Raw genomic sequence first — 8,706 nt, forward strand, 5'->3', positions numbered from 1 at the left:
TAGCTTTATTCCAGCTAAAACAATCAACTGATGACAGCAGTTCCACGTTTTTTTTCCGGGAGATATATGCTTTGCCGTTGCGCTTTCTGGCTCATATTATGGCAGGTGGTTTTTACACAGGCTGCCCGCTGCCAGTTGCGGGCCTGGAAACAAGGGTTTGCGCAACCGCCTGCAGTGGCCCGTCCGGGCGTGTACTGGTATTTTATGGATGGTAATTTATCAAAACAGGGTATTACAGCCGACCTGGAATCCATGAAAGAAGCGGGCATCAGTAATGCTACCTTCCTGGAAGTGAATGTGGGTATTCCCCGGGGTAAGGTCGACTTCCTCAGCGAAGCCTGGCAGGAGCTGTTTATACATGCCGTGAAGGAAAGTGAGCGGCTGGGCATTGAAATTACATTAGGCATTGGTCCCGGATGGGCCGGCAGTGGCGGCCCCTGGGTAACGCCCGCCCAATCTATGCAGCACCTGGTAGCTTCCGTAACACATGTTTCCGGTAATGAAAAAAAGCGGATCACATTGCCGGTACCATCTCCCAAAACTCCTTATTTCGGGGAAGATATTTTTACCCCCGGCCTTAAAAAACAATGGAACGATTTTTATAAAGATGTAGCGGTACTGGCGTTTCCCACACCGGTTAATGCGCAGTCTATTACAGACATCGGGGAAAAAGCGTTGTACTACCGCGCGCCGTTCACTTCCGTAGCCGGTGTAAAACCCTACCTGCCGTTTCCCGCTGTATATGATACCCTGCCCTCCGCTGCAGTGATTGCAAAACAACGCATCATCGATCTTACTGCTGCTTTGCAGGCAAATGGTACACTGCAATGGGATGTTCCTCCCGGCAACTGGACCATCCTTCGTTTCGGGGCGCGCAACAACGGCGCGGTTACCCGGCCGGCGCCTTTCCCCGGCCTGGGATTTGAAGCCGATAAGTTTGATACCACGGCAATGAATGCACACCTGGATCACTACATAGGCGCCTTGCTGCGGAAAATGGGACCGCGGGATCCTGCAGCTGCAGGCGGTTTGAAACGACTGCACATAGACAGCTGGGAAATGGGCGCGCAAAACTGGACCCCGCATTTCCGGGAACAATTCATGAAAAGAAGAGGCTATGATCCGCTTCCCTTTTACCCGGTGTACACAGGAAGCATCGTGGAAAGCCGCGAAATCAGCGAACGCTTTTTATGGGACCTGCGGCAAACCGCACAGGAGCTGGTACTGGAAAATCATGCCGGCTACGTGAAAGCATATGCACACCGCCACGGGTTAAGTCTTTCTATAGAACCCTACGATATGAACCCCGCCGCCGACCTGGAACTTGGCGCTGTGGCAGATATCCCTATGTGCGAATTTTGGAGCAAAGGACTTGGTTTTAATTCCGCATTCAGTTGTATAGAGGCAGTGTCTGTAGCCCATGTGAACGGGCAGCCGGTGGTACCGTCGGAAGCATTTACCGCGCAGAATGACGAAGGCTGGAAACAATATCCCGGCGCCATGAAAAACCAGGGCGATTGGGCCTTTGCAGCCGGTATAAACCGCTTTGTTTTTCATACGTTCCAGAGCCAGATGCTGGCAGATTCATTACGTCCGGGCATGACCATGGGACCTTATGGCGTACACTGGGACCGTCATCAAACCTGGTGGCCCCTGGTAAACGGTTATCACCGCTACCTATCCCGTTGCCAGTACCTGCTGCAACAGGGTACAACGGTAGCGGATATACTCTATTTAACACCGGAAGGAGCCCCGCATGTGTTCCAGCCGCCGGCATCGGCACTATCAGGCGATGCCGTACTGCCGGACCGCAAAGGATATAATTTCGACGGATGCGCCCCCGGCCAGTTATATAAAGCTACCGTACAAAACGGCCGCATTGTATTTCCCGGCGGCGCCAGCTACCGCATACTGGTATTGCCGGCTGTTACCACCATGACGCCCCGGCTGCTGGAAAAGATCCGCTCCCTTGTATTGGCCGGCGCAGTGGTAACAGGCATTCCTCCACTTCATGCGCCCGGCCTGTCCGGTTACCCCGCCTGTGATGACACGGTGCGGACAATGGCCGCAGCCCTCTGGCAACAACCCGCTCCGGGTAAAGGAAAAGTGATTTACAGCCACGCGCCGGCGGGTGAATTGTATCCGCATTACGACAGTACTGCCGCCATACTTGCAGGCATGGGCATACAGCCTGACCTGGTGGCCGGTGAAAATATCCGCTACACACACCGCACCGCCGCTACAGCCGATATATATTTTATCTCCAACCGCAGTAATGATCCCGTTAGCAGCCACGCAGTGTTCCGCAGCAATAACGGCACACCGCAGCTGTGGGATCCTATGACAGGCAACATCCGGCCGCTCCCGGAATTTACGGTGGCCGGTGAACGCACTACCATACCGCTGCAACTGGCAGGAGGAGAAAGTTGTTTTATCCTGTTTACAAAGGAGGCGACAATGAAGCCTTCATCTTCCAAAAACTTTCCCGGAACAACAACCCTGCAAACGCTCAATGGCAAGTGGCAGGTAGCCTTTGATCCTAAGTGGGGAGGCCCGGAGAACATTACTTTCCACACCCTGCAGGATTGGACCGAACGCCCCGAAAGCGGCATTAAATATTATTCCGGCATGGCTACCTACCGTAAAACATTTGACCTCGCCACAGGCGGAAAAAAAGCGGCACTCCTGTTGCAGCTTGGCGAAGTACATAACCTGGCAAGGGTAACACTGAACGGGAAAGACCTGGGCGTGCTGTGGTGCGCTCCCTGGCAGGCAGATATCAGCAAGGTGGTGAAGGAGAAAAATAACCTGCTGGAAATAACTGTCGCTAACCTGTGGCCCAACCGCTTAACAGGTGATGAGCAATTGCCTGACGACGGCATCAGGAACGGGCAATGGCCCGAATGGCTGCTGAAAGGCCAGCCCCGCACCAGCGGAAGGTATACGTTCTCTACCTGGAAATTTTATACAAAGGATTCCCCGTTACTGCCATCCGGTTTACTGGGGCCCGTTACCATTCAAAAAATAATACCATGAATACATTAAAGGTAGGCCTGTTTGGCATTGGCCTCGCTGCTTATTGGGAACAGTTCGAAGGCCTGCAACAACGGTTGTCCGGCTACATCGGGGTTGTACATCAGCAGCTGCAGGGCTACGGCGCAGAGATCGTCAACCTGGGATTAATTGACACGCCGGAGAAGGCATTCGAAGCAGGCAGCCGTTTCCGGAAAGAAGACGTAGATCTCATCTTTTTATATGTTACCACCTATGCGTTGTCTTCCACGGTGTTGCCGGTAGTGAAACGTGCAAAGGTGCCGGTGATCGTATTAAACCTTTCCCCGGCAGCGGCTATTGACTATGCCTCATTTAATAACCTGGGCAACCGCACAGCCATGACCGGCGAATGGCTGGCCTTTTGTGCCGCCTGCCCTGTACCGGAAATAGCCAGCGTATTCAAACGCTCCGGTATACCTTTCTACCAGGTAACCGGTATGCTGCACAATGATCCCGGTGTATGGAAAGAAGTGGAAGAATGGATCGCGGCCGCGAAAGTGGCCCACATTATGTATCACAACCGGCTTGGTTTAATGGGCAACTATTACGGCGGCATGCTGGATATTTATTCCAATCTCACTTTGCATGCAGCAGTGTTAGGCGGGCATATGGAGATCATTGAAGCAGATGAATTATCGGGCATCCGTGCCACCGTTAGTGAAACGGAAATTGCTGCCAAACTGGAGGAAGCCCAACGGGTGTTTGAGATCCAGCCCGACTGCTCCCCGGAAGAACTGCACCGCGCTGCTAAAACAGCGGTGGCACTGGATAAGCTGGTGGCGAAGCATCAGCTGGGATCGCTGGCATATTATCATAAAGGAACAGGTAACGCGGTGAATGAAGATACCATGAGCTCCGTTATTATGGGCACATCGCTCCTGACTGCGCAGGGCGTTCCGGTAGCAGGTGAATATGAAGTAAAGAATGCACAGGCCATGAAGATCATGGACAGTTTTGGCGCCGGGGGATCCTTTACCGAATACTATGCCATGGACTACCAGGATGATATTGTGCTGATGGGCCACGATGGACCCTGCCATCCGGTAATTGCCGCAGGTAAAATAAAGCTGAAGCCTTTACAGGTATATCATGGAAAAGTAGGAAAGGGATTATCTGTGGAGATGTCGGTGGCACATGGCCCTGTTACCTTATTGTCGGTAGTGGAAACAGGCAACGGCACTTTGCAGTTCCTCCTGGCGGAAGGTATGTCTGAAGCCGGTCCCATCCTGGAAATAGGTAATACCAACAGCCGCTACCGGTTTCCCATTGGCGCCAGGAATTTCGTGGAGGCCTGGAATGCACAGGGGCCTGCACACCATTGTGCAGTGGGTAAAGGGCATATTGCTCCCCGTATAAAAAAACTGGCGGAGTTACTGGGCATTGCGGCTATCCAGGTTTGCTGAGGAAGGGCGCGGCAAGGGATACTATAAACGGTCAGTTACTGTATCAAAAACGGACATATTATTGAAAAGATGATTTTCTAAATTACTGACATATATGTTACTACTGTATGGCATGTTTTTTAAATTGTTCGCATAACTGATACCGACCATCATGATAAGAAATTACTTCAGGATTGCATGGCGCAACCTGGCCCGCAATAAAGCCTTTTCTTTTATAAATATCCTGGGACTGGCCCTCGGACTGGCCTGTAGCCTGCTTATGATCCTTTGGGTGCAGGATGAAAAAAGCGTGGATACCTTTCATGCCAACAGCGATAAACTATACCAGGTATATGTGCGCCAGTCGTCTGCCGGAAAAGTGGATGCAGGCTATCTTACACAGGGACCGCTGGCAGCTGAGCTGAAAAAAGAAATACCTGAAGTAGCTTACGCCAGCGGGTTCCAGGCTTTCCCGCCGGTGGCATTAAGGGTAGATGATAAAATAATGAAGATCACAGGGGCCTATGCAGGCGCCGATTTCCTGAAGATGTTCAGCTACCCCGTATTACAGGGTAATAAAGCCACCGCGTTGGATAAACCCGGTACCATTGCCATTTCCAAACACCTGGCGGAATTATTTTTCGGCAGCCCGGAAAAGGCGTTGGGGAAAACATTGCGGTATGAAGACACTACAAGTCTTGCTGTTACCGCCGTGTACGATGTGCCGGCCAACTCTTCGCAGCAGTTCGACTTTGTCCGCAACTGGGACGATTTTACCGCTAATAACGCATGGACAAAAAACTGGGGCAGCTTTAGCCCGCTTACGTATATCCTTCTCCGTGATCATGCTGATGCCGGTAAAGTGGCCGCTAAAATAAAAGACTTCGTTTATAACTACCAGACACGGGGTAACGGTTCCTATACAGAGCTGGGATTACAGCCCTACAGCGAAAAATACCTGCACGCCGTATTCAGCAATGGTGTTCCTGATGGCGGCCGTATAGAATACGTACGCCTGTTTACGTTACTGGCCATATTTATTATGCTCATTGCCTGTATTAATTTTATGAACCTGGCCACTGCACGTTCGGTAAAAAGGGCAAAGGAAGTAGGCGTGCGAAAAGTAGTGGGGGCCCGGCGTTCCACGCTGGTGGTTCAGTTCATAGGTGAAGCTTTACTGCTGGCATTTTTTGCATTAGCGATTGCCTTGCTGGTAGTAATACTGCTGTTACCGGCCTTTAACCAGCTTAGTGGAAAACAGTTATCACTGCCTGTTTCACAACCTGTTTTCTGGGCTATGTTGCTGGGCCTGACGGTACTTACCGGCTTTGTGGCCGGCAGTTATCCAGCTTTGTTCCTCTCTGCGCTGAACCCTGTGAAGGTGCTGAAAGGCAGCCTGAAATTCGGCACTGGCGCTGTTAATTTCCGCAAAGGGCTGGTGGTATTCCAGTTCTCCTTATCCATCCTGCTGATGATCGGTATGTTCGTGATTTACCGTCAAATGGATTATGTACAAACTAAGAACCTGGGTTACGACCGGCAAAACCTCCTTTATATTCCTATTGAAGGGCAGCTGATCACTAAGTACGATGTATTTAAAGCTGCAGCTGCTGATCTTCCCGGCGTACTCGCCATTTCAAAAATGAAAGAAACACCTACGGTGATACAACATCATAAAGGAGACCTGGAATGGTCCGGGAAAGACCCAAATGATGCCGCTTCTTTTGCTGATGCGGCAGTAGGGTACGACTTTGTGAAAACCCTGCACCTCACGCTGCTGGAGGGTCGTGATTTTTCAAGGGAATTTGGCAACGATTCCGGCAGCTATATCCTGAATGAAAGTGCGGTGAAGAGGATTGGGTATACACATCCGGTAGGACAGCCATTCGCACTTGGCAATGTTTCCGGTACCATCATTGGCGTACTCAAAGATTTTCATTTCAATTCCATGCATGATGCTATTGAACCACTGGTGATCCGTTTGGATGAAAAGCCGAAGTGGGGCAACATCCTGGTAAGAACAGCCGGGGGCAAAACAAAGCCGGTACTGGCCGGCCTGGCGGGCATCTGTAAAAATCTGAACCCGGGTTTTCCTTTCACTTACCAGTTCTCCGATGAAGAATATACGAAGCTTTATAAAAGTGAACAGATGGTGGGTAAATTGTGTAACTACTTTGCCTGCCTGGCTGTATTTATTTCCTGCCTTGGTTTATTTGGCCTTGCCATATTCACCGCTGCGCAACGCACAAAGGAAATAGGTGTGCGGAAAGTACTGGGCGCTTCAGCATCCAATATATTTATCCTGCTCTCCACCGGTTTTCTTAAACCGGTATTTACAGGGATGCTCATCGCATTTCCGCTGGCCTGGTTTGCTATGAGCCGCTGGCTTACCCACTTTGCCTACAAAACAGATCTTGAATGGTGGATCTTTGGCGGGGCCGGGCTTATTACTGTCGTCATCGCTTTGCTTACCGTAAGTTTCCAGAGCATCCGGGCAGCTGCTATGGATCCCGTGAAAAGCCTGAAAACGGAATAATCCTACTGATTGGGGCGCTAATTCCCCATTATACCGCTAAAAACAGGGCCATAGCAATGGCATGTGGATTGCCGGTACTTTCGTAAACTCAACATTATGAAAGTACTTGGCATCATCCTCATTATTGCTGGTATTGCAATGATCCTTATCAGGGGTTTCTCTGTTCAAACAGAAAAGAAAGTGGTGGACATTGGTCCTGTTGAAATTAACAAGAAAGAGAACAGGTGGATAGGCTGGCCTACTTATGCCGGCGGTATTGTGGCCATTGTGGGCGTGGTACTGGTAGTGTCCGGCAAGCGGAGAGACTGATATAACGGCAACGACTATACTGAAATGAACAGCATTCCTTAATAAATGAGTATCTCCACAGGTACTCATTTTTGTTTGCGTCTAACTGTCCGTTATCCATAAGCGGTAATACATCCTGTTTGGAAATTATTATCTTTAGCCCCAAGCCGGTTGCCGTAGTGCATCTGCACCATACGGCTTTAATCAACGGCAAGAGAATAAGATGATAAGCAAAAAATTCCATGTTATTGTATCAGGCATCCTGCTGGTATGCATGTTCGCGCACGCTCAGCGCTATCCCACTTACAAAGGACTGGTAATGGCCGGTTACCAGGGTTGGTTTAATACCCCCGGCGATAGCGCCGGCAGGGGATGGCATCACTATGAAAGAAGGGGAGTGTTCAAACCCGGTTCCTGCGAAATAGATTTCTGGCCGGATGTAAGCGAGTATAAGAAAACATATACTACCGCTTTCAGTTTTGCCGATGGTAAACCCGCATCCGTTTTTAGTCCGCACGACGCTTCTACCGTAGCACTCCATTTTAAATGGATGAAGGACTATGGTATCGACGGTGTATTCATGCAGCGCTTCGTAGCCGAGATCAGGAACCCCAGCGGCAAACGGCATTTCAACACGGTATTGGATAACGCTATGAAAGCCGCCGGTAAGTACGACCGTGCTATTGCCGTGATGTACGACCTCAGCGGTATGCGTCCGGGTGAAGAAGCGCTGGTGCTTAAAGACCTGGATGAACTTACCGGGAAGTACAACCTGCTGCATGGCAGTAAAAGCTCCACGTATCTTCATCATAATGGCAAACCCCTTATCGTGATCTGGGGTGTTGGCTTTAACGACCGCCGCGCCTATGGATTGAAGGAAGCAGAAACCCTGCTGGATACCATGAAAGCAAAAGGCTTCAGCGTGATGCTGGGCGTACCCACTTACTGGAGGGAGCTGCGCCAGGACGCCATCAGTGATGAAGGATTGCATCGCCTTATTAAAAAGTCGGATGTAATTATGCCCTGGTTTGTGGGCCGCTACAATGGTAAAAGCTATGATAACTTCAAACACCTGGTAGCCGATGATATTGCCTGGTGTAAAAGCAATGGCGTGGATTATGTGCCGCTGGCTTTCCCCGGTTTCTCCTGGAAGAATATGAACGGTCCCAAAGCCAATACTATTCCACGGGAGGGGGGCAGTTTCTACTGGCGCCAGATTGCAGGCGCAAAAAATGCAGGAGCGGAAATGTTGTACGTAGCCATGTTTGATGAAATGAACGAAGGCACCTCCATATTTAAATGTGCAACAGTAGATAAATTGCCACTCAATGGAGAGGGTTCGTTCACCGGCATCGAAACCGAACTGGGAAGCGATTACTACCTGTGGCTCACAGGCCAGGCTGCACGCTGGTTTCATGGCAAAGGGAAGTACTCCGCTCAATTACC

Annotated in this window: 4 protein-coding genes and 1 pseudogene; all 5 read left to right on the forward strand. The window is 50.4% G+C overall.

What is annotated here, in order from left to right:
- Positions 1 to 30: 30 nt before the first annotated feature.
- Complete coding sequence (locus tag VN105_RS09540) at positions 31 to 3,036, forward strand: glycosyl hydrolase (RefSeq protein ID WP_325640206.1); 3,006 nt, start codon at positions 31 to 33, stop codon at positions 3,034 to 3,036.
- A complete protein-coding gene (locus tag VN105_RS09545; RefSeq protein WP_325640208.1) occupies positions 3,033 to 4,457 on the forward strand; it encodes an arabinose isomerase in 1,425 nt (474 codons plus the stop codon). Before VN105_RS09540 ends, VN105_RS09545 begins: the two co-directional genes overlap by 4 nt.
- A 151-nt stretch (positions 4,458 to 4,608) precedes the next feature.
- Positions 4,609 to 6,972 carry an ABC transporter permease gene (locus tag VN105_RS09550; RefSeq protein WP_325640210.1) on the forward strand — a complete coding sequence of 788 codons (2,364 nt, stop codon included), beginning with the start codon at positions 4,609 to 4,611 and terminating at the stop codon, positions 6,970 to 6,972.
- Between the two features lie 96 nt (positions 6,973 to 7,068).
- Positions 7,069 to 7,281 (forward strand): hypothetical protein, encoded by a 213-nt coding sequence (locus VN105_RS09555; RefSeq protein WP_325640212.1) that lies wholly within the window; start codon positions 7,069 to 7,071, stop codon positions 7,279 to 7,281.
- Between the two features lie 202 nt (positions 7,282 to 7,483).
- A pseudogene (locus tag VN105_RS09560) lies at positions 7,484 to 8,706 on the forward strand (glycoside hydrolase family 71/99-like protein); the annotation flags it as partial.

The organism is Chitinophaga sp. (assembly GCF_035564935.1).
GTDB lineage: Bacteria > Bacteroidota > Bacteroidia > Chitinophagales > Chitinophagaceae > Chitinophaga.